Origin of the sequence: Planococcus massiliensis, from assembly GCF_000821325.1 — a bacterium.
Classification (GTDB): Bacteria; Bacillota; Bacilli; order Bacillales_A; family Planococcaceae; genus Planococcus; species Planococcus ruber.
This window is the reverse complement of sequence record NZ_CCXS01000001.1, coordinates 1,861,414-1,884,164: the sequence shown is the minus strand read 5'-3', so window position 1 is coordinate 1,884,164 and position 22,751 is coordinate 1,861,414. Positions and strand designations below refer to the sequence as shown.

At 45.6% G+C, this 22,751-nt stretch carries 26 protein-coding genes and 2 riboswitches; of the genes, 22 read left to right on the top strand and 4 right to left on the bottom strand.

Annotated elements, in window-relative coordinates:
- Positions 1 to 4: 4 nt before the first annotated feature.
- Positions 5 to 1,126 (bottom strand): flavodoxin-dependent (E)-4-hydroxy-3-methylbut-2-enyl-diphosphate synthase, encoded by a 1,122-nt coding sequence (ispG, locus tag BN1080_RS09240; RefSeq protein WP_052651773.1) that lies wholly within the window; start codon positions 1,124 to 1,126, stop codon positions 5 to 7.
- Between the two features lie 215 nt (positions 1,127 to 1,341).
- Positions 1,342 to 1,851: a DUF1189 family protein gene (locus BN1080_RS09235; protein ID WP_052651772.1), complete on the bottom strand. Its 510-nt coding sequence runs from the start codon at positions 1,849 to 1,851 to the stop codon at positions 1,342 to 1,344.
- A 169-nt stretch (positions 1,852 to 2,020) separates the two neighbouring features.
- Between BN1080_RS09235 and BN1080_RS09230 the strand changes: the two genes are divergently transcribed.
- From BN1080_RS09230 to BN1080_RS09170, 13 genes are all read left to right on the top strand, one after another.
- Entirely contained in the window at positions 2,021 to 3,652 is a 1,632-nt protein-coding gene (locus tag BN1080_RS09230) for a Na/Pi cotransporter family protein (protein ID WP_052654526.1), read from the top strand.
- A 165-nt stretch (positions 3,653 to 3,817) separates the two neighbouring features.
- Positions 3,818 to 4,297, top strand: a complete 480-nt coding sequence (locus BN1080_RS09225; RefSeq protein ID WP_052651771.1) for a DUF456 domain-containing protein — start codon at positions 3,818 to 3,820, stop codon at positions 4,295 to 4,297.
- A gap of 110 nt (positions 4,298 to 4,407) precedes the next feature.
- Positions 4,408 to 5,016 (top strand): superoxide dismutase, encoded by a 609-nt coding sequence (locus BN1080_RS09220; RefSeq protein ID WP_052651770.1) that lies wholly within the window; start codon positions 4,408 to 4,410, stop codon positions 5,014 to 5,016.
- 112 nt (positions 5,017 to 5,128) lie between these two features.
- Positions 5,129 to 7,321, top strand: a complete 2,193-nt coding sequence (locus BN1080_RS09215) for a peptidoglycan D,D-transpeptidase FtsI family protein (RefSeq protein ID WP_052651769.1) — start codon at positions 5,129 to 5,131, stop codon at positions 7,319 to 7,321.
- Between the two features lie 188 nt (positions 7,322 to 7,509).
- Positions 7,510 to 8,484: a PstS family phosphate ABC transporter substrate-binding protein gene (locus tag BN1080_RS09210; protein ID WP_052651768.1), complete on the top strand. Its 975-nt coding sequence runs from the start codon at positions 7,510 to 7,512 to the stop codon at positions 8,482 to 8,484.
- A 70-nt stretch (positions 8,485 to 8,554) separates the two neighbouring features.
- Positions 8,555 to 9,481 (top strand): phosphate ABC transporter permease subunit PstC, encoded by a 927-nt coding sequence (gene pstC, locus BN1080_RS09205; RefSeq protein WP_052651767.1) that lies wholly within the window; start codon positions 8,555 to 8,557, stop codon positions 9,479 to 9,481.
- 1 nt (position 9,482) lies between these two features.
- On the top strand, positions 9,483 to 10,361 hold the full coding sequence (gene pstA / locus BN1080_RS09200) for a phosphate ABC transporter permease PstA (protein ID WP_052651766.1): 879 nt from the start codon (positions 9,483 to 9,485) through the stop codon (positions 10,359 to 10,361).
- 28 nt (positions 10,362 to 10,389) lie between these two features.
- Positions 10,390 to 11,208, top strand: coding sequence for a phosphate ABC transporter ATP-binding protein PstB (gene pstB, locus BN1080_RS09195; protein WP_052651765.1), 819 nt, complete (start codon positions 10,390 to 10,392; stop codon positions 11,206 to 11,208).
- A 16-nt stretch (positions 11,209 to 11,224) separates the two neighbouring features.
- Positions 11,225 to 11,884: a phosphate signaling complex protein PhoU gene (gene phoU / locus BN1080_RS09190; protein WP_052651764.1), complete on the top strand. Its 660-nt coding sequence runs from the start codon at positions 11,225 to 11,227 to the stop codon at positions 11,882 to 11,884.
- A gap of 162 nt (positions 11,885 to 12,046) precedes the next feature.
- Positions 12,047 to 12,196 (top strand): 50S ribosomal protein L33, encoded by a 150-nt coding sequence (rpmG, locus tag BN1080_RS09185; RefSeq protein WP_036809376.1) that lies wholly within the window; start codon positions 12,047 to 12,049, stop codon positions 12,194 to 12,196.
- 64 nt (positions 12,197 to 12,260) lie between these two features.
- The gene (locus BN1080_RS09180) at positions 12,261 to 12,836 is read left to right on the top strand and encodes a 5-formyltetrahydrofolate cyclo-ligase (protein ID WP_052651763.1); all 576 of its coding nucleotides are present in this window, start codon (positions 12,261 to 12,263) and stop codon (positions 12,834 to 12,836) included.
- Positions 12,833 to 13,024: a YqgQ family protein gene (locus tag BN1080_RS09175; RefSeq protein WP_052651762.1), complete on the top strand. Its 192-nt coding sequence runs from the start codon at positions 12,833 to 12,835 to the stop codon at positions 13,022 to 13,024. Before BN1080_RS09180 ends, BN1080_RS09175 begins: the two co-directional genes overlap by 4 nt.
- Positions 13,025 to 13,183: 159 nt before the next feature.
- Positions 13,184 to 15,133 (top strand): LTA synthase family protein, encoded by a 1,950-nt coding sequence (locus BN1080_RS09170; RefSeq protein WP_052651761.1) that lies wholly within the window; start codon positions 13,184 to 13,186, stop codon positions 15,131 to 15,133.
- 200 nt (positions 15,134 to 15,333) lie between these two features.
- Here BN1080_RS09170 and BN1080_RS09165 read toward each other — a convergent pair whose 3' ends face one another.
- Positions 15,334 to 15,513, bottom strand: a complete 180-nt coding sequence (locus tag BN1080_RS09165) for a DUF2759 domain-containing protein (RefSeq protein WP_052651760.1) — start codon at positions 15,511 to 15,513, stop codon at positions 15,334 to 15,336.
- Between the two features lie 143 nt (positions 15,514 to 15,656).
- On the opposite strand from BN1080_RS09165, the gene BN1080_RS09160 reads away from it, so the two are divergent.
- A complete protein-coding gene (locus tag BN1080_RS09160) occupies positions 15,657 to 16,298 on the top strand; it encodes an MBL fold metallo-hydrolase (protein ID WP_052651759.1) in 642 nt (213 codons plus the stop codon).
- A gap of 55 nt (positions 16,299 to 16,353) precedes the next feature.
- Here BN1080_RS09160 and BN1080_RS09155 read toward each other — a convergent pair whose 3' ends face one another.
- On the bottom strand, positions 16,354 to 16,596 hold the full coding sequence (locus BN1080_RS09155; RefSeq protein ID WP_052651758.1) for a DUF2626 domain-containing protein: 243 nt from the start codon (positions 16,594 to 16,596) through the stop codon (positions 16,354 to 16,356).
- A 379-nt stretch (positions 16,597 to 16,975) separates the two neighbouring features.
- Between BN1080_RS09155 and comGA the strand changes: the two genes are divergently transcribed.
- From comGA to gcvT, 8 genes are all read left to right on the top strand, one after another.
- Positions 16,976 to 18,019, top strand: coding sequence for a competence type IV pilus ATPase ComGA (comGA, locus tag BN1080_RS09150; RefSeq protein WP_052651757.1), 1,044 nt, complete (start codon positions 16,976 to 16,978; stop codon positions 18,017 to 18,019).
- On the top strand, positions 17,973 to 19,016 hold the full coding sequence (gene comGB / locus BN1080_RS09145; protein ID WP_052651756.1) for a competence type IV pilus assembly protein ComGB: 1,044 nt from the start codon (positions 17,973 to 17,975) through the stop codon (positions 19,014 to 19,016). Before comGA ends, comGB begins: the two co-directional genes overlap by 47 nt.
- Positions 19,017 to 19,027: 11 nt before the next feature.
- On the top strand, positions 19,028 to 19,351 hold the full coding sequence (gene comGC / locus BN1080_RS09140) for a competence type IV pilus major pilin ComGC (RefSeq protein ID WP_052651755.1): 324 nt from the start codon (positions 19,028 to 19,030) through the stop codon (positions 19,349 to 19,351).
- Positions 19,348 to 19,782 carry a competence type IV pilus minor pilin ComGD gene (gene comGD, locus BN1080_RS09135; RefSeq protein WP_324607169.1) on the top strand — a complete coding sequence of 145 codons (435 nt, stop codon included), beginning with the start codon at positions 19,348 to 19,350 and terminating at the stop codon, positions 19,780 to 19,782. The genes comGC and comGD overlap by 4 nt, the downstream gene beginning before the upstream one ends.
- A 25-nt stretch (positions 19,783 to 19,807) precedes the next feature.
- Positions 19,808 to 20,068 (top strand): hypothetical protein, encoded by a 261-nt coding sequence (locus BN1080_RS09130; protein ID WP_052651753.1) that lies wholly within the window; start codon positions 19,808 to 19,810, stop codon positions 20,066 to 20,068.
- Positions 20,056 to 20,499: a competence type IV pilus minor pilin ComGF gene (gene comGF, locus BN1080_RS09125; protein ID WP_234398953.1), complete on the top strand. Its 444-nt coding sequence runs from the start codon at positions 20,056 to 20,058 to the stop codon at positions 20,497 to 20,499. The genes BN1080_RS09130 and comGF overlap by 13 nt, the downstream gene beginning before the upstream one ends.
- A gap of 200 nt (positions 20,500 to 20,699) precedes the next feature.
- The gene (locus BN1080_RS09115; RefSeq protein ID WP_052651751.1) at positions 20,700 to 21,212 is read left to right on the top strand and encodes a shikimate kinase; all 513 of its coding nucleotides are present in this window, start codon (positions 20,700 to 20,702) and stop codon (positions 21,210 to 21,212) included.
- Positions 21,213 to 21,353: 141 nt separating this feature from the next.
- Positions 21,354 to 21,446, top strand: a riboswitch (glycine riboswitch).
- Between the two features lies 1 nt (position 21,447).
- Positions 21,448 to 21,524, top strand: a riboswitch (glycine riboswitch).
- A 111-nt stretch (positions 21,525 to 21,635) separates the two neighbouring features.
- Positions 21,636 to 22,748 (top strand): glycine cleavage system aminomethyltransferase GcvT, encoded by a 1,113-nt coding sequence (gene gcvT, locus BN1080_RS09110; RefSeq protein ID WP_052651750.1) that lies wholly within the window; start codon positions 21,636 to 21,638, stop codon positions 22,746 to 22,748.
- Positions 22,749 to 22,751: the final 3 nt, after the last annotated feature.

Below are 22,751 nucleotides of genomic sequence, written 5' to 3'. Positions count from 1 at the left end.
GACCTTATACTTGTTGTTGTTCCAATTCTGCTTTTTCAGCAGCTTGTTTTTCAAAGTATTCCTGTGCAAGCTTATCGATTTCAACCTTCAATTCTTCAACCATCGTTTCTTCCGGCACTTTGCGGACCGTTTTTCCTTTCATGAACAGCAAACCTTCGCCTCTCGCACCAGCGATGCCGATATCCGCTTCGCGTGCTTCCCCGGGGCCGTTTACAGCACAGCCAAGAACCGCTACTTTAAGTGGAGCTTTAATGTGGGAGATGTATTCTTCCACTTCATTTGCGATCTTGATCAGATCGATTTCAATGCGTCCGCAAGTCGGGCAAGAAATCAGTGTTGCGGCATTAGAAGATAAGCCGAAAACTTTCAATAATTCACGTGCCACTTTTACTTCTTCGACTGGGTCCGCACTTAGCGAGATGCGCAATGTGTTGCCGATGCCCTTCGCAAGCAATGCACCGATGCCGGCCGCACTTTTCACCGTTCCGGAGAACAACGTACCCGACTCCGTGATGCCTAAGTGAAGCGGATAGTCAAAAGCTTTTGAAGCTTTTTCGTAAGCTTCAATCGCCAAACTTACATCTGACGCTTTCATCGAAACGATGATGTCGTGGAAATCCAAGTCTTCCAAGATTTTAATGTGGTGAAGCGCACTTTCAACCATGCCGTCAGCAGTCGGGTAGCCGTATTTTTCAAGGATTTTGCGTTCCAATGAACCAGCGTTGACACCGATGCGGATCGGAATGCCTTTTGCTTTTGCTGCGTTTACAACCGCTTCCACTTTTTCGCGGCGTCCGATATTGCCCGGGTTGATGCGGATTTTGTCAGCACCTTGTTCAATTGCGATCAAAGCTAATTTATAGTCAAAATGAATATCAACAACAAGCGGGATATTGATGCGTGCCTTGATGGCACCGATAGAGTAAGCCGCACGCTCATCCGGGCAAGCAACACGGACAATTTGGCAGCCCGCTTCTTCTAGGCGCAGAATTTCTGCAACTGTCGCTTCCACATCGTGGGTTTTTGTTGTTGCCATACTTTGAATGAATAATTCATTGCTTCCGCCGACCGTCAGATCACCAACTTTAACGGGGCGTGTTTTCGTACGGTGAATGCTTTCACTCATTAAAATTCTCTCCTTTTTAGCAGGATAGGCTTCACTCGGCCTACCGCTTTTTCCAACTAGTTGACTAGTTTGTTACAGTTACCTATTGCCATTTTAGCAGTCTGACAACCTAAAAGACAAGAAAGAACGGTTGAGTTGCCATTTTTTGAATAATGGCAAGAATTCTTTGTACTTCAAGGGTCCATTCTCGGGTAGAATCCAGGATTGTGTAATGTCTATACTTTTTTTGCCGGCTGTTTCGGATAATAATTCGTAGCCAAATATAAATAGAGGACCGTCAACAGACTGGTTGCAGCAGAAACCCAAAGATCGGCTCCGATAAAACTGAACACAAATGAAATAAGTGTCGGAATTGTGACTGCTAAAGCAGCCGTGCGCCAAAGATGGCGATATTCGCCTTTGCGCTTTTTTAGTTTAATGAACAGCAGCCCGACCAACGCGAAAAAACTGATTTTCAAAAAATGGTAGAGGGTCGTCGAAACAAATAAAAACACAAAAGCAAAAGGGTAGAGCAGAAATTCAATTTCTTCGACAAATTGGAGAAGGCCTTCAACATCACTGGCTGTGTCGCTCAAACCGAGTGATAATTCAATGAAGGAAATTACCGTCATAAATAGGATAAACACGAAAACAAAACGCAGAATCTTTCCTATCGTCATTATACGGACGGCTGCCTGCTTTTTAGGTTCCATTAAACTGGCTTTGAATAATTGATAAAGGTTCACGTGCATCTTCCTTTCAACTGATAATTATATCCTAACATGCGGAAGTGTATCCAATAGGAGTGCTTTGTTACGGCAATGTAAATTTTAAATAAAGGTATTTACAAGGTCTTATCGAACTCTTCATAATAGACAGGGTGTGAAATCGTAAATTAGGAGTTGAATGTATATCGTGGAAACGAATTGGCAAGAAATGCTTTTTACTTTCTTTGGCGGTTTAGGGATATTCCTGTTCTCCATTAAATATATGGGGGATGCCTTGCAAAAAGCTGCAGGCGACAGGCTGCGGGGAATCCTCGACCGCTTTACGACCAATCCTTTCATGGGAGTTCTAGTAGGGATTATTGTCACGGTGCTGATTCAATCGAGTTCGGGGACGACGGTCATTGTCGTAGGTTTAGTCAGTGCCGGATTTATGACTTTAAGACAAGCGATTGGCGTTATTATGGGGGCCAATATCGGGACAACTGTAACCGCCTTTATCATCGGTTTGGATGTGGGGGCTTATGCACTGCCGATCATGGCTGTGGGTGCTGCTCTGATCTTCTTCTTTAAGAAGAATCAGATTCAAAACTTTGGCCAGGTAGTCTTCGGTTTCGGCGGGCTGTTCTTCGGTCTTGAACTGATGAGTGACGGAATGAAACCTTTGCGCGAATCCGCAGCGTTCATCGACTTAACGATCAGTTTAAGTGATCTGCCGATTCTAGGCGTAGTCGTCGGTACAGTGTTCACATTGATTGTACAGAGTTCAAGTGCGACCGTCGCGATTCTGCAAGGCCTTTACGCAGAGAACGTTCTATCATTAGGCGCGTCGCTGCCGGTTCTTTTCGGAGATAACATCGGAACAACGATCACTGCAGTATTAGCAGCATTAGGCACTTCAATTGCTGCACGCAGAGCTGCAGCTGTCCATGTCCTGTTTAATGTTGTGGGCTCAATTATTTTTCTGCTTCTCTTGATGCCGTTCACAGCCTATGTGGAATGGATTGCAGGAATTTTGAATCTGGAGCCGAAAATGCAAATCGCTTTTGCCCACGGTACATTTAACGTAGCCAATACAATTATTCAATTTCCGTTGATCGGCTTCTGGGCTTATCTAGTAACCAAATTCATACCAGGTGAAGAAGTCTTGATCGAATTCAAGCCGAAGCACTTGGATGTCCATTTTATCGAGCAGTCTCCTTCTATTGCCTTAGGGCAGGCAAAGGAAGAAGTGCTGCGAATGGGCGGGTATGCAGTGCAAGGACTTGAAGAAACTTACGAATACTTAAAAACAAAGAGCAAGAAAAGTGCGGAGATGGCTTATCAACTGGAAGATGCCATCAACAACCTTGACGGCAAAATCACCGATTATCTTGTGTTGATTTCAGCTGAATCCATTTCGGCTACAGACTCAACACGCCATACGATGTTAATGGAAACGGTTCGGGATATTGAACGGATCGGCGACCATTTTGAAAATATCATCGAATTGGTCGATTATCAGGAGAATAACCGGGTTAAAATCACAGCAGATGCGATGGAAGATTTGCGAGAAATGTTCACCTTAACGATCGCCACCGTGAAAAAAGCGCTGGATGCTCTCGATACAACAAGCCACGAGCTGGCTCGTGAAGTTGCAGAGCAAGAAGATCTGATTGATAAGATGGAGCGCAAATTCCGCAAAAAACATATTATGCGTTTGAACGAAGGCCAATGCTCGGCGCAAGCTGGGATTGTCTTTGTCGACATCGTCAGTAACTTGGAGCGTATCGGCGACCATTCGGTCAACATCGCTGAAGCTATTCTCGGCAACCGTGTATAAAAGCGGAATCCCATCCGCTCTGGGATCGGAAGCAGAAAGCCTTTTATAGAATAGTGGAACTTTTGCAGGCTCATACAGTAGAATAGATTTAATGGCTCCTTTTCATTTCTTTACATTTAATCATGTAAGGCACGGTGAAGAGGAGTTTTTGTTAGGAGGTTGAAAATGGAGATTTTCGCTTGGATTGTCATTTTGTTATTTTTTGCTGTCGGGTTTGTCGGCTTGGTTTATCCAATCATTCCAGCGGTCCTATTTATCTTCGGCGGATTTGTCGTTTATGGGCTGTTCTTCGAGTTCAGCGATTTGCCGTGGTGGTTCTGGCTGATTGAAAGCTTGTTTGTGGTTTTGCTGTTTGGAGCCGATGCACTTGCCAATGCTTTTGGCGTAAAAAAATTCGGGGGTTCAAAAGCTGGCTTATGGGGCAGCACAATCGGATTGATTGTCGGGCCCTTCGTCATTCCGATTGCCGGTATTTTGGTCGGGCCATTCCTCGGTGCGATCCTCGCTGAATTGATTTTCAATAAGTCGACCATCAAACAATCGGTAAAGTCGGGCATCGGGTCGGTCGTCGGGTTTATCACTTCGGTCTTCACCAAAGGGATCATACAAATCATTATGGTCGCCCTGTTCTTCCTGGTAATTTGATTCAGTCAAAAGACTGATTAAATGAATTGTCTGGGCATTTTAATTGTATCGCTCGAAAAACTTTGATACGCTATGAACGTAGAACAATAGACTCAAGGAGGAATTTAATCATGGCTTATGAATTACCAGAATTACCTTACGCGTATGACGCACTTGAACCACACATCGACAAAGAAACAATGAACATCCACCACACAAAACACCATAACACTTACGTAACAAACGTAAATGCGGCTTTAGAAGGCCACGAAGACCTTGCTTCAAAATCAATTGAAGAATTGATCTCTGATTTGAACGCAGTTCCTGAAGATATCCGTACAGCAGTGCGCAACAATGGCGGCGGACACGCTAACCACTCGTTGTTCTGGCAATTGCTTACGCCAAATGGCACAGGCGCGCCATCAGGTGCACTTGCTGAAGCAATCGATGCTAAATTCGGCAGCTTTGACGAATTCAAAACGAAATTCGAAAATGCCGGCAAAACACGCTTCGGTTCAGGCTGGGCTTGGCTAGCAGTTTCAAACGGCGAGTTGGAAGTGACTTCTACTCCTAACCAGGATTCTCCATTAATGGAAGGCAAAACGCCGATCCTTGGAGTGGACGTTTGGGAACATGCTTACTACTTGAAATACCAGAACAAACGCCCTGACTACTTGGCGGCATTCTGGAACGTTGTAAACTGGGATGAAGTTTCAAAACGCTACGAAGCAGCAAAATAATCCGAGTTCAATGGAACTTTGCACACACTTTTTCGTCAGAAAAAGTGTGTGTTTTTTTATGTAAAATGCTATACTAGCAATTGCCTATTTTGGTGAAAGGAGTGCACTGACAATGAATACCCCTCAGAAAAGGCGTGTGTCGCTTGCAAAAGCGAAACTGAAGTCGCATACCGTCTTTCGGATGAATATCCTCTTTTTCTCCATTTTCTTGCTATTTTCTGTATTGATTCTTCGGCTCGGCTACTTGCAGATTGTTAAAGGCGAAGATTTCACGCGTGCCCTGGCCCGTACGGAAGAAGTTCCGGTCAACACCAGCGTGCCGCGAGGACGGATCTTTGATAGCGAAGGCCGTGTACAAGTTGATAACAATCCGGTAAACGCCATTACTTATACGGCCATGCAGACGACCAAAAGAGAAGAAATGATGCGAGTGGCGGAAAAGCTGGCTTCCTTGATTGAAAAAGATCCTAAAAAAGTGACGCTGCGCGATAAGCAGGACTTCTACATATCCTTGCATACCGAGGAAGCGACGGCAAAAGTCACGGAAGAAGAGCGCCTGGAAATCGCCAATAAAGATATTCAAGAAAAAGAAAAACAGCGTGAAATTGATGCATTGATCCGTGAACGAATCACCGATGAAGAGCTGGCGAGTTTGACTGACCAGCAGCTGGAAGTTCTGGCAATCTATCGTGAAATGACATCCGGCTATGCACTTTCACCTCAGATCATCAAAAACGAAGGTGTAACAGATGAGGAATTTGCCCGGGTTTCCGAGCGATTGACCGACCCCGATTTAAAGGGAGTCAATACGATTACGGATTGGAAACGGGTGAAAACATCGGATCTGACCATTTTAGGAAATACGACAACGCCTGAACAAGGGCTTCCGGCAGATAAAATCGACTACTATTTGGCCCGGGATTATTCCCGTAATGACCGTGTCGGCATCAGTTTCCTCGAAGAAGAATACGAAGAAGTGCTGCAAGGCCAGAAATCGATCGTGAAAAACGTCACGGATGGCCGGGGACGCGTTGTTGAAACAGTGACGGTTGATGAAGGAGAGCCCGGGAAAGATGTCGTGTTGACAATCGATTCGGAAATCCAAAACGCCATGGAAGACATTGTCGAAAAGAAATTGCTGGAGCTGAAAGCAGGCCCCAACTCCCAATTGGTGAAAGACGCGTATCTTGTCATGATGGATCCACGGACAGGGGAAATCATTTCATTGGTCGGCAAGCAATTGGACCGTGATGAAAACGGCAAACGGATTGTCCGCGATTATTCATTCGGAACGATCACTGCTGCCTATCCGACAGGTTCAGTCGTCAAAGGGGCGACGGTGCTTGCCGGATACAGCAACGACGCAATCGCTATGGGGCAGACGATGATCGATGAACCGATGCTGCTTCCAGGCGGGTTGATGAAAGCCTCTCTCTTCAATAGAACCATCGGAAATCGGGTAGCGGTCAATGACCAGACGGCCCTTGAGCGTTCATCCAACGTGTATATGTTTAAAATTGCCTTGGCGATTTCCGGCAACGCCTATGAACGCTACAGAGGATTCAGCGTAACGCAGGATGATTGGGACACGATGCGCAATTCGTTTGCTGAATTCGGCCTTGGCGTCCGCACAGGCATCGATTTGCCGAACGAAGGAAAAGGGGTTACTGGGCGCTTCTTGCGTACGGAACCGGGGACCTTCCTCGATTTCGCCATCGGCCAATATGATACTTATACGCCGCTGCAATTGCTGCAGTATGTTTCAACTATTGCCAATGACGGCTACCGCATGCAGCCGCATGTGGTCAAAGAAATCCGCCAGCCTTCCAGCGACGGCAAAACTTTAGGGGCGGTAGAAACAGTCGTTGAACCCAAAATTCTGAATCGCATCAATAATAGCCAGGCCGAAATCGACCGGGTAAAACAAGGGATGCGGCAGGTTTACACGGGCAGCAACGGAACCGCCCGCAAATATTTTAATGACCTGAAGTATACGGCTGCCGGAAAGACAGGGACAGCGGAAATCAATTATTACGACGATAAAGAAAGTCCGTTCTATACGAAAGCATCGGTCAATACGACCCATGTTGGATTTGCGCCTTTTGAAAATCCTGAAGTTGCCTACGCTGTCGTGATTCCTTATATTACGACAGACCCGCGCCATGTGCCGCCGGCAAGCAATGAAATTGCTCGTGCCGCTTTGGATAAATACTACGAACTGAAAAACAAAGAAGTGAATGAATCACCTTCCGTTATCAAATCACCTGCCACTGATACAGCAGTTGAAGAAGGGGAAGAAAATTGATCAAAAGCGATGGATACGGGCTTTAAGCCTGTGTCCATCGCTTTTTTTCACGTTAAATCAATTTGTAAGCCAAAATGCATAGAAATAAACCCGGTTTACATTTTCTTAACATTCGCTCCATACTTCCTCAACAATCCCTCTTTATAGTTAGGAGTGTAAATAACATAACCCTTAGGAGGAAATGAGAAATGAGAAATTGGAAGTTCGCAATGGCATCGGCAATTCTAGGTTCAGCGTTAATTTTAGGGGCATGCGGCGGAGAAGAAGGATCTGCGGATTCAAGTTCTGACGTTGAAGAAACAACATCTGATACAGCAGGTGAAGAGTCAGCAGAAGTAGAAGGCGCTGTTTCGGGTGATGGATCATCGACAGTTGCACCTATCATGGAAGGAATTGTTGAAGAATATGCTGGAGACCAACCGAAGGTCCAAGTAACAGTTGGAGTTTCCGGTACTGGCGGCGGATTTGAAAAGTTCATCCAAGGTGAAACGGATTTCTCAAATGCATCACGTCCGATTAAAGAAGAAGAAGCGGCAAGCCTGGAAGAAGCAGGCATTGAATACACGGAGTTCCTGCTCGCATACGACGGCTTATCAGTAGTTGTCAGCCAAGATAACGACTGGGTCGAAGATTTGACTGTAGAAGACTTGAAAAAGCTGTGGGTTGAAGATGGCTCTACGAAAAAATGGTCGGATATCAATCCTGAATGGCCTGATGAAGAAGTGGTCTTCTACGCCCCGGGAACTGATTCAGGAACATTTGATTATTTCAATGAAGTCATTCTAGAAGATGAAGACATCGTCAGCAGCGCGACGCTATCAGAAGATGACAACGTGTTGGTTCAAGGGATCCAAGCTGATCCGAACGCGATCGGATTCTTCGGGTTTGCTTATTACGTCGCTAACAAAGATACATTGAAAGTAGTGAATATCGGCGGAGTGGAGCCGACTCACGAAACAATCGAATCAGGCGAGTATGAACCATTATCGCGTCCGTTGTTCACATATGCGGCAAACAAAGCCATTTCAGAAGATCCAGCTGTTTATGATTTCATGGAGTATGCATTAGAAAATGCCGGCGATATGGCTGAAGCAGTGGGTTATGTGTCGCTTCCAGAAGAAGAATATGAAAAAGGGCTAGCAGATTTAGAGGCTCTTAAATAATACGGGTTAAAGATCGGGTCTTAGGGTGAGCAGCCGCTGCTCGCCTTTTGCGGTTGAAAGGGGATTTCATATGCGTCCATCTGTGCAGGAAATGATCGCGCAGTCGAAAGGCAAGAAAAGCAAAAAAATCATTGAAAAAATCATTCCAATTTTATTATTCCTGATTGCTTCAGTGTCAGTGCTGACGACAATCGGCATTGTTCTGACTTTGATTGTGGAAACTTTCACGTTCTTCTCGCGTGTTTCCTTTATCGATTTTATCGCGGGCACCACTTGGCTTCCGTTCTCAAACAAAGAAGCGCAGTACGGCATCCTGCCATTGATCGTCGGTACACTTAAAATTACATTGATTGCAGTAATTGTAGCAGTGCCAATCGGCATCGGCGCTGCTATCTATTTAAGTGAATATGCAAGCGAAACCGTCCGCAGGATCGTCAAACCGGTACTCGAAATCCTGGCTGGCGTTCCAACGATCGTTTACGGATTCTTCGCTTTGACGTTTGTTACGCCTGTGTTGCAAGGCTTATTTCCGGAAATTAAAATCTTCAACGCCATTTCACCAGGAATTGTAGTGGGCATCATGATCATTCCGATGATCGCTTCTTTATCCGAAGACGCGATGTCTTCGGTGCCAAGGCAAATTCGGGACGGCGCCCTTGCAATGGGTTCCACTAAATTTGAAGTGGCGACGAAAGTCATTTTGCCAGCGGCTTTATCCGGCATTGTGGCGTCAGTGGTGCTGGCCGTTTCCCGTGCGATCGGGGAGACGATGATCGTGTCACTCGCGGCAGGATCGACTCCGCGGTTCGACGGAGACTTCACGGGTTCCATCCAGACGATGACTTCCTACATTGTGCAAGTTTCAAAAGGCGATGCAGGGTACGGCACGACGATTTATTACTCCATCTATGCTGTCGGTTTTACTTTGTTCATCTTTACGATGCTTATGAACATCCTTGCCACTTATGTTTCAAAACGTTTCAAGGAGGAGTATTGAGATGAGATATGTAGACCATGACTTAGTTGTGAAAAGGATGGGCGGCAGAAAAATCGTCAATTATCTGTTCAAAGGCCTTTTCATGCTGGCGACCACCATTGCCTTGCTTGCATTAGCTATTTTGCTTTACCGCATCGTTACTCAAGGAGCGGGAAACCTATCGTGGGAATTCTTGAACAACTTTGCTTCCCGCTTCCCGGAAAAAGCAGGAATTAAAGCTGCTTTGATCGGTTCTCTTTGGCTAATGGCAGTTGTGGCTCCGACTTCGATTATTTTAGGAGTCGGATCCGCCATTTATTTAGAGGAATACGCGAAGAAAAACCGGATGACTGCATTCATCCGCACGAATATCTCGAATTTGGCTGGCGTTCCGTCCGTCGTGTTCGGCTTGCTCGGGCTAACGATTTTTGTCCGTGCGTTGTCGCTTGGCAACAGTGTGCTGGCAGCCGGCTTTACGATGAGTCTGCTGATACTGCCGGTCATTATTGTCGCTGCGCAGGAAGCAATACGGGCGGTTCCAAATGAACTCAGAGATGCGTCGCTTGGAATGGGGGCGACAAAATGGCAAACGATTGTCAGAATCATTTTGCCTGCGGCTATTCCGGGAATCCTGACAGGGAGCATTCTTGCCTTATCCCGAGCCATCGGCGAAACGGCGCCATTAATTGTCATCGGGGTGCCGGTCATCATTCAGTTCCTGCCTTCAGGTGTGACGGATACTTTTACCGCTTTGCCGATGCAAATCTATGATTGGTCAAGCCGTCCGCAGCAAGAGTTTCAGGCAGTGGCAGCAGCAGGAATTATCGTGCTTATGGCCGTACTCTTGACGATGAATTCCATCGCAGCGCTGATCCGCAATAAATTCCAAAAACGCTATTAATGCGATTTATGTGAGAGGGGCAACACACATGACAACCATCAGTCCGGTCAAAACTGTAAAAGAAAGCAAGCCTAAAGAACAAAATAGCCCGAAAAAATCGGTATATTTAACAAAACAGCTGAATCTTTGGTACGGCGACAAACATGCTTTGAAAAATATCGACTTGGATATTAAAGAACATGAAGTAACGGCAATTATCGGGCCATCCGGCTGCGGAAAATCAACGTATATCAAAACCTTGAACCGCATGGTGGAATTGGTGCCGTCTGTAAAAACGTCCGGGGAAATCCTTTACCGTGAGCGGAATATTTTCGATGCCAATTACGGTGTCGAAGAATTGCGCACGAAAGTCGGCATGGTGTTTCAGAAGCCAAACCCGTTCCCGAAATCGATTTATGACAATGTGGCGTATGGGCCAAGAATCCACGGCATTAAGAATAAGAAAATCCTGGATGAAATTGTCGAAAAAAGTTTGCGCGGCGCGGCCATTTGGGATGAAGTGAAAGACCGGCTGAATGAAAATGCCTATAGCATTTCTGGCGGCCAGCAGCAGCGGATCTGCATCGCGCGGGCACTGGCGATCGAGCCGGATGTCATCCTCATGGATGAACCAACTTCTGCACTGGATCCGATCTCGACATTGAAAATCGAAGAGTTGGTGCAGGAATTGAAAAAAGACTACAGCATCATTATTGTGACGCATAATATGCAACAGGCTGCACGGATCTCTGATAAAACGGCTTTCTTCTTGAACGGGGAAGTTATCGAATATGATGATACGGATGTTATTTTCTCAAACCCTTCCGATAAACGGACGGAAGACTATATTTCAGGGCGATTCGGATAAGGAGCGGGGATGCATTATGTCAGTACGCGAAAAATTTGATTATGAATTGAGTTCTGCGCAAGACCAGTTGATTCTGATCAGCAAAATGGCGGTTGAAGCTTTGAGCAAATCCGTAAGGGCTTTAATGGCCCATGACGTGGATGCGGCACTTGAAGTCATCGAAGATGATATCGAGATCAATCAATTGGAAGAAGAAATTAATGACCAAGTCATTTTGATGATTGCCAAACAATCACCGGTCGCAACCGACTTGCGCAGGCTGATCGTCACCATTAAAGTAGCGAGTGATATGGAGCGGGTCGGCGATTATGCGGTGAATATTGCAAAAGAAACCATCCGTATCGGCAAAGAAGAGTTGCTTCCGCAGATCCGCCAAATCGAACAGATGCATGACCTCGCAGTGGCCATGCTCCATCAAGTGATCGACGCTTTTGTAGAGGAAGATGTCTTGAAAGCGAAAGAGATTGCGGAATTGGATGACCAAGTTGACGGTTTATACGGGGATGTCATCCGAAAGCTGATGCATGCAGGCGGAGAGGATCCTGAAAAATTGAGCCAAATCACGCAGCTCGCTTTTGTGAGCCGATACATGGAACGTTCAGCTGACCATGCGACAAATATCGCGGAACAATTATTTTATCTGGTAAAAGGGCGCCATTACGATTTAAACAGCTAACCGCTTCCCGGCAGCATGCACTGCTGGGAAGTTTCTTTTTTTTATGAAAGAAATAATGAATAATTTCAGTAGACTTTGCCTCTAGATATGCTATAATAGTTAAGTCGTATAGATCAACCGCTTATTAACAAATGATCTTTGAAAGAATTAGGAGGGATACCGATGCGTGTTAACATCACTTTAGCTTGTACAGAATGTAGCGAACGTAACTACAGCACTGTTAAAAATAAGCGCAACAACCCTGAGCGTCTTGAAATGAAAAAATATTGCTCACGTGAAAAGAAAATGACTCTACACCGTGAAACGAAGTAATTCATTGACTGCCAAAACCTACACGGGTTTTGGCTTTTTTCTTTATATAAGGAGATGTTTGGAGATGGATAAATCCACAAGCAGAAAAAGAATCCTTGCACAATTAAAAGAAATGCCCGAAAAAGTACATAGAGAAAGAAGCGGGAAAATCATCCGGCGATTGGTGGAAGACCCTCTTTTTGCAGGCGCATCGACGATCGGTGCGACAATCTCAGCTTTTCCGGAAGTCGATACTTCGCTATTGATCGACTATTGCTGGAGCGTCGGCAAAAGAGTGGCTGTTCCAAGATGCATCCCAAGCAGCAGGGGGATGGACTTTTACTTATTGACTGACTACGATGAATTGGAAAACGTTTATATGAAATTGCGGGAACCCCGCATCGACCCGAGCCGCTACGTTTCTCCGGAGGAAATCGAGTTGATGCTGGTCCCTGGCGTCGTCTACAGCAAATCAGGCTACCGCATTGGCTTTGGCGGCGGCTACTATGACCGGTACCTTTCTGCGTATAGCGGAAAAACCGTTTCACTTGCTTTTGATATGCAACTGGCAGAATCAGTGCCGGTGGAAACCCATGATATTCCTGTGCAGCATATTATTACGGAAAATGAATGGATTGATACGATGGGGTGGAGAAAATGAAAAATTTATATGATGTGATGCAATTGCTGAAACGGTACGGCACCATAATCTATACAGCGGATTTTCAGGCAGATCTCGCCTTGATGGAAGATGAAGTGCGGGAACTTTACCGGATGCAGTTTATCACGGCGAAAGAATATACTACCGCGTTGATGATTCTTCGCCAAAAACGCAGTGAAGGCAAATAGTTCATAAAAATAGCATTTTGAGGTTTTATTCGGCTGAATGAGGGTACTCAGTATGTTGAAGCTATTATCGGCAATTTTGAGTAGACCGCCTTATTGGGAATTGAATGGGAGGCGGCTTAAGAATACGGAAATTACTCTTTGTAAAGGAGGATGCGAGGGATGCTGAAAAGAGAATGGCCCAAACATTCAATCCTGGCAATCGCCATCGTTGCTACTTGGCTAAAAACCTACATCACTTATAAAACCAGTTTTTCCATCACGATTGATAATGCGTTGCAGGAATTTATCCTTTTTATCAATCCGCTTAGCTGGCTCCTGTTCGTATATGGCGCTTCGCTATTTTTTAAGAGCGACAGAGCCAAAAATCGGTTTATTCTTGCAATCGCTGTCATTTCATCGGTTGTGCTCTACGCCAATGTGGCCTTTTACCGCTTTTTCAGCGATTTCATCACGCTGCCGCTCCTATTCCAGAAAGATAATTTCGGTGATTTAGGGGCCAGTGCCGCTGAAAGCGTTTTTTGGACAGATTTGGCTTATTTCGCGGACGTTTTTGTGATCCTATTGGCCATCAAGTTGCTAAAGGTCAAATCCGGCGCAATAGCTGTTAAAGGGCAGCAGAAAGCCTATTTTATCCTTTCTGCTGCAGTGATGTTCTTCAATTTGGGGCTCGCGGAAGCGGAACGTCCGCAGTTATTGACGCGCAGTTTTGACCGCGAAATGCTTGTGAAGAATATCGGCATGTATAATTACCACCTCTATGATGTATACATCCAATCAAAATCACAAGCACAGCGCGCCCTGGCAGACGGGTCGCAGCTTGTCGAAATCAATAACTACGTAAGTTCAAATCAGCCGGAGCCGAATCCGGACATGTTCGGCCTCGCGGAAGGCCGGAATCTCATCGTCGTCACTTTGGAGTCGCTTCAGTCATTTACGATCAACAATGAAATGAACGAAGAAACCATCACTCCTTTCCTGAACGAGCTGACTGAAGATGAAGACACCATTTATTTCCCGAACTTTTACCATCAGACCGGGCTTGGGAAAACTTCCGATTCGGAATTCCTGCTTGAAAACTCGCTTTACCCGCTTAGCGGAGGCGCCGTCTTTTTTACGCATAGCGGCAACTCCTATAATTCGATGGCAGAGAGCCTCGGGAAGAACGGCTACCATACCTCTGTCCAACATGCGAACACGAAGAGCTTCTGGAACCGCGACATGATGTATGCTTCATTGAATGTCGATGAATTTTTGGATATCGACAGCTATGAAATCGGCGAAGGGGAGGCCGTGAACTGGGGAATGAAAGACATTCCGTTCATGGAGCAATCCGTCGAACACATGGCCCAATTGCCTCAGCCGTTCTATACGCGCTTGTTGACCTTGACGAATCACCATCCATTCTACTTGGATGAAGAAGACAAACTGATTGATGAATTCGATTCAGATTCCGGCACGCTGAACCGCTATTTCCAGACGGCCCGCTATTTAGATGAATCCGTTAAAGTGCTATTTGATGAATTGAAGCAGCAAGGGCTTTATGAAAATTCAATTATCGTTATGTATGGGGACCATTACGGCATTTCAGAAAACCACAATGCCGCGATGGAACAGTATCTTGGAAAAGAAATTACGCCTTACGAAACGGCGCAGCTGCAGCGCGTTCCATTCTTTGTCCATATTCCGGGATATGGACAAGGGGGTATTGATGAAGAAATTGGCGGGCAAGTGGATATCCGTCCAACCATCATGCATTTAATGGGTGTGGAAACCGAAGACGATATCCAGTTCGGCGGGGACCTGTTCTCAGAAGAGCATGAAGAGTTTGTTGTGTTCCGCGACGGCCGTTTCATCACCGAGAAAAGCGTCTTTGCCGGAAACACTTGCTATGACAGGGAAACCGGCGAAGAAATAGACGGAGCAGCTTGTGAACCATATATCGAGCCTGCTTTTACCGAGCTTGAATATTCTGAGTCGATTATCAACGGAGACCTCCTTCGCTTTTACGACGAGGACAATGGCCAATTGATTTTATCGGAAAAAGAACTGGAGAAATTGGAAAAAGAGCAGGAAGAAAAAGAAGCGATTGAAGTCGTGCCCCAGCAATAAAGGAAAGCGGATGCCCATGCAGCATCCGCTTTTCAGATTGCCGAGAAACCGGTTCGTCTTAGCCCGGAATCGCGCCGTGGCTGGAGCATTCTCGAAAGATATGGAGCAAAATAGCGAATATCATATTCTTATCTATCTTTTTCCACATAGTGAAAAGCGATAAAAAAAGCTGATGCCCGGAAGGCATCAGCTTTTTTGGATTAATGTAGGCTTGGTGGATATCCTTGTGTAATGATCGTTGCGATCGTGAAACCGCCGAAAATCACAAACGTACCGAAGTTGAAAATTAATCCTAAAAATTGTTTGTTTTTCAAGGTTTGTACAGTGCCTACTGCTGCTAAAATAGCAATCAGCCCAAATATAACCATAAGCAAGTTCATCTATGACACTCCCTTCAACATTAACAGCCAGTGCCGCCGTGTTCTCTTATTATTGTAATGAATAACCTGATGTTTGTCGAGGGATAATATTGTCATTCCGTTGAACACTTAAGATGCTATAATTTGAAAGAGGTGAATTGCACATGTTGAAAATCAATCAAATGGAATTAGGGCCTGTTCAGACAAATTGCTATATCATTTCCAATGACTTGGAGGAATGTTTGATTTTTGATCCAGGGGAAGAAAGCAAACGAGTGGCGGATTTCCTGAAAAAGAAAAAGTTGAAGCCGCTGGCGATTTTGCTGACGCATGCCCATTTTGACCATATCGGAGCGATTGACGATTTACGGGACCAGTTCGGCATTCCGGTTTACTTGCATCGCTTGGAAAGAGACTGGCTTGGATGTCCGAATCTCAATGGCTCTGGAAAGTACCCGGCCTTGCCGGATTACCGGATGCGGGAAGCGGATATTTTGCTTGACCAAGAGAAGTCGCTCCAGATCAGCAGCTTTGAAATGGAATTGTTCCATACACCGGGCCATTCGCCGGGAAGCATGACATTTTCTTTCGGCGCTGAAGGGTTTGCGATTGTCGGGGATACGTTATTTCGGGGGAGTATCGGAAGAACGGATTTGATCGATGGGTCTGAAGCGAAATTGCTCCGATCGATCAAAGAATCTCTATTGACGATGCCGGATCATATGATCCTTTACCCGGGGCATGGACCGGAAACGACTCCATCCCAAGAAAAGAAATTCAATCCTTTTTTGCAATCATTCAATTAAAAAGGGGAATTAAAAAAGCGGCCGCAATGGGCCGCTTTTCGTTTTGATTTTTTGATTAATGTCCAGCTCCGGGAATATGGATGAACGTTGTGTAGTAAGTGAAGCCTACAAAGAATACGGTCAAGTATGCTCCGAAAATGTACAGGTACATGCGTTCGGAAATGTTTAAGAATCCAAGAAGAACGAAAAATCCAGTATTAGCTACCATTATCAATGATACCTCTACCATATCACCTACATAAAAAAGAACTGCGAATATCCCAGTCCACCATCCCATTAATTTGAACATCTTATCCATGGGTAATCCCTCCTTTGCCACAACACAATAATCTCCTATTTATTATATAGGAAAGGAAGCGATTGTGTAAACAGCGAGTTGTCCTTTCTTTGTGACAAACAGGTGTATTGTTGCCGTGCTGATCAAACAATCGTGTTTTCCGAAGCCGCTTTGAAAGTGAGCTTACCTCAAGAAATGGTTTATTGCAATTGTTGAGGAAAAAGCAAGGGGAAAACCGGAGCAGCCTGACCGGCTGAAAAGTGTCCAAAAATGAGATTTCCCCACTATAGGGCGATCAAATATTTATTTTGAAGGAAACTATTCACAAAGCAAATCGAGCCGGTTATACTGTGGGGGAATGAAGAGGCGCCCTTCGTTCTACTACTAATAGGAGGTGGCTATGCAGGAAATCGTCGAACGGCGGTGCAGCGATCTGCTGAGCCAGGCAGTGGAAAATGCTGCAACCGATATCCATATTAAACCTGAGCAAGATGGCTATTCCATTTCGTTCCGTTCTTTTCAGGCTTTCAAGCAAGTAACCAAAATCCCCCTAGAATTAGGCAATCGCATGATTGCGTATTTTAAATACCTTTCCCTTCTGGATATGAGCGAAAAGCGAAAACCTCAAACAGGCTCATTCCAACTTCCAATTGAAAATCATCCTTATTATTTTAGAATATCAACTTTGCCGTCAGTTTTAACAAAAGAAAGCATCGTGATCCGGATTATGGCAGATGATGCGGCCGTTTCCATCCATACGCTTGCGGCATTTCGGGATTCCGCCCATTTGCTCGAGAAGTTATCAGGAGCGCCGCAAGGCCTCTTGCTGTTCACCGGCCCTACCGGCTGCGGCAAATCCACAACTTTGTATTCGCTTTTGAAGCATTGTGCTGAACGGCTAAACCGCAATATCATCACGCTGGAAGATCCAGTGGAGCGGAAAAACCATTCGATTCTGCAAATACAAGTGAATGAAAAAGCGGGATTAAGCTATGCAGCAGGTTTGAAAGCGATTTTGCGGCATGATCCGGATATTATCATGATCGGCGAAATCCGGGACGCCGAAACTGCACAAATAGCGGTCCGGGCAGCATTGACAGGGCATCTCGTGCTATCGACCATCCATGCAAGGCATTCGGTCGGCTGCCTTCACCGGCTTTATGACCTCGGCGTATCTTATGAAGATATGGCGCAGACGCTGATTGCGATATCTGCGCAGAAAATCATACCTGTATACAACAGCATGGACCAGCTGGAAACTTCGTACCGTGCATTATATGAAATTTTGCACGGGGAACGTTTGATGGAAGCGCTGGATTCGGCGAAAGAAAAGAAACCGTATCGGCTGCCTGAACATTTGTCGTTTGGCGGTCAGATCCGGGAAGGGGTGAAAATCGGTGCGATTGAAGCGATCCCTGAAGCCGAGAACAATCCCTATTCATGACCGGGAGCATTTTCTCAGCAGACTGTCCGTATTAATGAAAGAAGGCTACCTGCTGCCAACCGCACTGCAGCTTTTGCTTCCGGTGCACACGCAAAAACTCGAAGAAGCACTCGATGGCATCGGCGTTATTTTGAAAAGTGGCGGTACGGCTGCAGAAATCCTGAAATTTCTTGGCTTCAAAGACCGTGTGCTGTTTCCGGTGGAAATTGCGGAATTCCATGGCCGTTTGTCTGAGTCGATCGAGAGCATCGCCAAAAGTTTCTCGAGGACAGAACAAGTCCAGAAGAAATTAAAAAATATTTTGATCTATCCCGTATCTTTGCTGCTTTTCACTTCCATGCTGTTCTTATTTTTTCGGACGAACTATGTGCCAAACTTGACGGAACTCATGGAATCGCTGCAATCCGGCGACGACACTTCCGGCGTGCCGACGTATTTATTGAATTTGCCGGATGTTTTCATCGGCCTCTTTGCAGCATTCGGCTTAGCGGCTGCGGTTTTTTGGATCGTCTTGCAAAAACAGAAAATCCCGGTCCAAATCAGCTGGATTTTGAAATTGCCGCTGCTGCGGAGCTATATGCGGCTCTACTGGTCGCATCTTTTTTCCCGGGAGCTCGGCACCTTGCTGCACAGCGGCATCTCTTTGCAGCAATCCTTGCAATTGCTGCAAGACCAGACGTACCATTCGATCATCCAGTTTATGGCTGCTGCCTGCCGTGATGAAATCGTTAGCGGCCAGAATCTATCCGTAGCGCTTTCCCGCCAGTCCTTTTTTGCGGACGATATGGCTTCATTCGTCCAGCACGGGGAATTGACGGGGCATCTTGGGAAAGAACTGATTCTGTACAGCGAAGTATTAATGGAACGGATCGAGAAAAAGTCCCAAGCGATGCTGAAGATCATCCAGCCAGCTTTTTTTGTCATCATTGCCTGCTGCATTGTCGGTGCATATTTGGCGATTTTATTGCCGATGTACAATCTAGTCCATACGATTTGAGGAGGAGAAAGATGAAAATTCTAAAAAGCCAAAGAGGATTTACTTTAATTGAAATGCTGATTGTTATGTTGATCATCACGGTTTTAATCGCGATTGCGATACCCAATGTCACCAAGCAGACTTCGGCCGTCGAAGACAAGGGCTGCAAAGCTTATGTGCATATGGTCCAGGGCCAGGTCGAATCCTACCGTATGGATGAAAAGACGGTGCCGACGATGACGAATCTCGTAGATAAAGGCTATTTGAAAGAAAATGAAACAAGCTGCCCGAACGGCGACCCGGTATCGATTTCAACCGCTGGCGTCGTGACGACTTCTAAAAAAGGCACGCCATAATTAAAGGGGAGCAGGGTTTCACATTAATTGAAATGCTGCTGGTGCTGCTCGTGCTGATGACTGTGACAGGCATCGCCATTCCAAATTACCGGGCGTTTGAAATCGAAAAGGAAGAACAGCGCTATTTTGAATTGCTGCAGCAGGATGTTTATTTTGCCCAAAGCGAAAGCTACCGGTCCAAAACGCCGATTATGGTCGTCTTTAGGGAAGCCAGCCATTCAAGCGAAGTCGTGCAGACGTTCAGAGGTGCGCTGTTATCGAGGAAAATGCCGGAAAGCGTGCAGCTGAAAAAGACCAGCAACCTGAAAGAAATCCATTTTACCGGCAATGGCTCCATATCGGGGTCCGGTACATTGAATTTCGAAACGAGTGCAGGCATTAAATCCATTGTGGTCCATTTGGGCAAAGGGAGGGTGGTGTTTTCTGAATGAAAAAGGGGTCTCCTGGGCGGAAACCATGCTTAGCCTATCCATGTTTTTTATCGTCTTCGGAACGCTTTTGCCGACATTCCAATACACGCAGCAAGCGATGCATTTGAAAAAAGAAAAGATGGTCGCTTTTGAGACGATGCATGAAGGCGCAAAGCAAATAGCGAGCGGGACGGTATCCGGCCAGAGAACAGTGGACGGCACGCTCTATCGTTGGGAGTTTTCAGGCGATTTATGCGTCAGCTATGAAAACTACAGAGGCGAGCATGAAACTGTATGTTTAAATTAAAACGGTTGAATGAGGACGGCTTTACTTTTATCGGTTCGCTTTTTGAACTCTTCATCCTCATGGCTTTTCTGCCGTTGATCGTCATTTTCTTCAGCCTGATGATTCATGTCGATAAACAAACAGATGCCGGCAATGCTGAATGGCATTTATTTTCCTACGAACTGCAAAGCTATTTGACGAAAGTCGATTCCATCGAAGTGATTAACAGCGGCAGCGGCATAAGGATCATGCAGGAAGAAGTGGAATACGATATCGAGCTGTACGGGAATATGCTCCGGAAGCAGAAATTCAGGCAAGGGCACGAAGTGATGGCCACTAAGCTGAAATCCTGCTCTTTTCGATTGAATGGCACAAACTTGACGGTGTTTGCGGTTTTCGCAAATGGCCGAACAGCGGAGGCTGAATATGTTTATACGCATGCTGAAAAATGAAAAAGGGGCCTTGTATCCGATTTCGCTTGTGTTTTTTCTGTCTGCTTTAATCCTGCTATCCCATAGCCTTTCCTTGTACGCCGTCCATTATAAAACATATGACGGATTGGAAAATATGCATAGACATGCTACTATACAACTACTAATGGAAATTCAGAAAAATAAAATACCTGAACAGTAGGGTGGCATTGGGTGGTAGGATGAAAAGAATTTATTTGATCGGATTCATGGGCTGCGGCAAAAGCGCGGTTGGCAGAAGGCTCAGCTTTTTAATGAAGCTGCCTTTCTACGACATGGATAAAGAAATCGTACGGCAAACAGGGATGACGATACCTGAAATCTTCGATCAATACGGAGAAGAGCATTTCAGGGATTTGGAAACCGCGTTTTTAGAGAATTTCAGCAACAGCAGATGCATTATTTCGACGGGCGGCGGTGTGGCAATGAGAGAGCGCAATCGCAAAATCATGCGGGAAACCGGCCTTGTCTTATTTTTGGATGCCCCGTTTCGGGAAATTTGGCGGCGGATCCATAAAGATCCAAACCGTCCGATTGTCAGGGATTCCACGAGAGAAGAAATTGAAGCGATGTTTAAATCGCGGTACCGGACATACAAAGCTGCTGCCCACATCACCATCCGCACAGAATTTCGTACGCTTCGGCAAATTACGCAATATGCAGCCTTCCAGGCAAATCGCCTGAAAGGCGAATAATCTAAGAATTTTAATCCTTATTGTTCGTATTTTACAACTCAATAGAAAAAAGTTTGCGCTTACGCCATTTCAATGTTAGGATATAGTCAAAGTTGTACTATTCAGTATAACGTTTTGGACCAATCAAATTGATTTGGGCGGATGATTGTACGGGGAGAGAACGCAAAAGCGTCGCCGAAGGAGCAAATGACAAAAAGTCATGAATCTCTCAGGCAAAAAGACTCGTACGGGACGCATCTCTGGAGAATGCTGCACAGCAGCTACCAAAGAGGAAAGCCGTAAAGGTAAACTTTCAGGTTCCAGGACAGAGATTTCCCTTTAAAAGGGGAATCTCTGTCCTTTTTTCATGGAAAAATGCCGATTGGGAGTGAATATTGGCGGATTAGCCATGCTGAAGGATCTGACAACTAAGGAGGAAGTTGAATGGGAGAACTGACAAACCAATTACAGCGAACACCACTTTTTGAATATTATGCAAAATATGGCGGAAAAACCATCGATTTTGGCGGCTGGGAATTGCCGGTGCAATTTTCAAGCATTAAGGAAGAACATGAAGCGGTAAGAACAAAAGCCGGCCTTTTCGATGTTTCGCATATGGGTGAAATTTTCGTCACAGGCAAGGACAGTTTGGCTTATTTGCAGCAGCTCGTTACCAATGACGTTTCCAAAATCCAAAACGGGCAAGCCCAATACACGGCAATGTGTTATGAAAATGGCGGCACAGTCGACGATTTATTGGTTTATAAAATTGAAGACGGCCATTATATGTTGGTGGTCAATGCATCTAATATTGAAAAAGATTTTGAGTGGATGCAAAAAACGGTTTTTGGTGACGTGAAATTGGAAAACCATTCAGCTGATTATGGCTTACTTGCTTTGCAGGGACCGCTCGCGGAAAAAATCCTTCAACGGCTGACTGGGGAAGACTTGGCCGAAATCAAAGCTTTCCGTTTTAAAACGGATGTTTCGATCGATGGGCATTCCGTAATCGTTTCCCGGACAGGCTATACCGGTGAAGATGGCTTTGAAATTTACGGCAGCCCGGAAGCTGTAGTGGCACTTTGGGATGCAATTTTGGCTGAAGGCGCTGAAGACGGACTGGTCCCATGCGGGCTCGGTGCACGCGACACCTTGCGCTTTGAAGCATGCCTTGCGCTTTACGGCCAGGAAATTTCCGAAAACATCACGCCTCTGGAAGCGGGATTGAATTTTGTCGTGAAATTGAATAAAGAAGAAGCGTTTATGGGCAAAGAAGCTCTCGCTTTCCAAAAAGAAAATGGGATCCCGCGAAAATCTGTGGGAATCGAAATGATCGACAAAGGAATTCCGCGCCATGGCTATGCAGTTTACTCCAGCGGTGAAAAAATCGGCGAAGTCACAACCGGCACCCAATCGCCGAGCTTGAAAAAAAATATTGGTTTAGCCCTTATTTCCAAAGAACATGCAGAGCTTGGATCAGAAGTTGAAATCGAAATCCGCAACAAGCGCCTGAAGGCAAAAATTGTTGAAACGCCGTTTTACAAACGTTCCAAATAATTC